Origin of the sequence: Lysinibacillus sphaericus, from assembly GCF_015844675.1 — a bacterium.
Taxonomy (GTDB): domain Bacteria; phylum Bacillota; class Bacilli; order Bacillales_A; family Planococcaceae; genus Lysinibacillus; species Lysinibacillus sphaericus_E.
This window is the reverse complement of record NZ_LDGC01000071.1, coordinates 1-2102: the sequence shown is the minus strand read 5'-3', so window position 1 is coordinate 2102 and position 2102 is coordinate 1. Positions and strand designations below refer to the sequence as shown.

The 2102-nt window shown below is 35.3% G+C and carries 2 protein-coding genes; both read left to right on the top strand.

What is annotated here, in order from left to right; genetic code table 11:
• The first annotated feature begins 47 nt into the window (after positions 1 to 47).
• Entirely contained in the window at positions 48 to 1331 is a 1284-nt protein-coding gene (gene istA, locus ABE34_RS17470) for an IS21 family transposase (protein WP_197143739.1), read from the top strand.
• A gap of 8 nt (positions 1332 to 1339) precedes the next feature.
• A complete protein-coding gene (gene istB / locus ABE34_RS17465; protein WP_197142911.1) occupies positions 1340 to 2092 on the top strand; it encodes an IS21-like element helper ATPase IstB in 753 nt (250 codons plus the stop codon).
• The last annotated feature ends 10 nt before the right edge of the window (positions 2093 to 2102 follow it).

Here is a 2102-nt window from a genome sequence, read left to right as displayed (position 1 = left end):
ATGTACAAAAATGCTCATTCATTTCATACTAATACCGAGGTGTTAGTATGCATATTCAACTAGAGATTGAGACAGAATTTAAAATTAATAGTCTTTCAGATTTAGCAAATTTTAAACAAGTAATGGAGCATTTAAACATGAAAATTAATAAAAGTAAATTAGCAAGGGATATGGGAGTAGATCGACGAACAATCGATAAATATCTAAATGGCTTTATACCAAAAACAAAGCGTAATAAGCCATCTAAAATTGATGAGTTCTACCCGATTATTGCCAGCCTCTTATCAGAAGATTCTAAGCAGGTATTTTATTATCGACGCAATCTTTGGCAGTATTTAAAAGACAACCATGGTTTAGATTGTGGACAATCTACATTCCGTACCTATATTGCTAATACGCCAGAATTTAAGGCTTACTTTGAGAAAGCTGAGCGCGTATCTTCTTTGAATGGCGGTATCCGTTATGAAACACGTATGGGTAAACAAGCACAACTGGATTGGAAAGAAAGTATTCTTTATGAAACAAGTAATGGTGAACAGGTGGAAATTAATGTAGCTGTGTTAGTGCTGAGCCACTCTCGTATGCGATTCTTTTATATGAGTATTTCCAAATCGCAAGCAGTTTTATTTTCTTTCTTAACCGACACGTTTGAAAAAATGGGTGGTGTACCAGAAGAACTCATCACTGACAATATGAAAACTGTGATGGACGAAGCACGAACAGAACATTTTGTAGGAAAAGTAAATACGAAGTTCGCTCAATTTGCGAGAGATTTTGGATTTAAGGTGAGGCCGTGTGTAGCAGGTCGTCCTCGTACAAAAGGAAAAGTGGAAACAACGATGAAATTACTAGATGAAATCCACGCCTATCAAGGGAAGTTTAATATAGTTGAGTTACAAGCCTATATTGAAAAACTATGTAATCGTATTAATCATGAAATTCATCAAGGGACGAATAAAATTCCGATTTTAGAATGGCAAAAAGAAAGGAATCACTTACTCCAGCTACCAACTGAACGAGTAAGAGATTCCTATCGAATCAACCATACGCTTGTGAAAGTCAATGCATCGAGCATGATTTCCTACAAGTCCAATCAATACTCCGTACCACCGGGGTATCAAGGCAAAAAAGTAGGGCTACAAGTGTACGATAATCAATTATGGATTTATTATAACATGGAATTAATCGCACAACACAAAATAAGTGAAGCAAAACTAAATTATCAAGAGGCGCATTATCGTGAATTAATGGCAAAGGCAATGCCTGAATACCCTGATATTAACGATTTAGCGAAACGGAACTTAGCTGCGATTGGAGAAATGTATAAATGAATTCATTAATGAGTACAAATTACCAGCAACTACAGCAAAACTTAGCGTATTTAAAATTAAAGCAAATGGGCATCCATTTGAATGAAGTCATCGACTTTAGTATTAAAAATGAACTTTCTTTTATTGATACACTTATAAAATTGACAAACTATGAAATTGATGTACGTGAGCATAATATGATTCATGCGATGGTGAAAGTCGCTGCATTTCCACATTTAAAGGAAATAAAGGATTTTAATTTTGATTTTCAACCAAGTATTAATCAACAACAAATACTCGATTTTCAAAGTCTTCGTTTTATCGAAGAAAATGAGAATATTGTATTCCTTGGTCCAAGTGGTGTCGGTAAGACCCATTTGGCCACAGCAATCGGTATTACTGCAGCTAAAAAACGAACAAGTACCTATTTTATAAAGTGCCATGATTTAATTCAGAATCTGAAGAAAGCCCGTTTAGAAAACCGCTTAGAGAGCCGTTTAAAACATTATACGAAATATAAACTACTAATCATTGATGAGATTGGTTATTTACCAATTGATCCAGAGGATGCGAAGCTGTTTTTCCAGCTCATTGATGCCCGATATGAGAAACGTAGCACGATTTTCACAACGAATGTGAACTTCAAATCATGGGATGAAATTTTCCCTGAACCGAAGTTAGCGAATGCGATTTTAGATCGTATTTTACATCACGCAAGCGTTGTCTCAATCGTAGGCGATTCATACCGATTAAAGCATCATTTAACCTCGGAAAACGAGTAATTTTGTACAT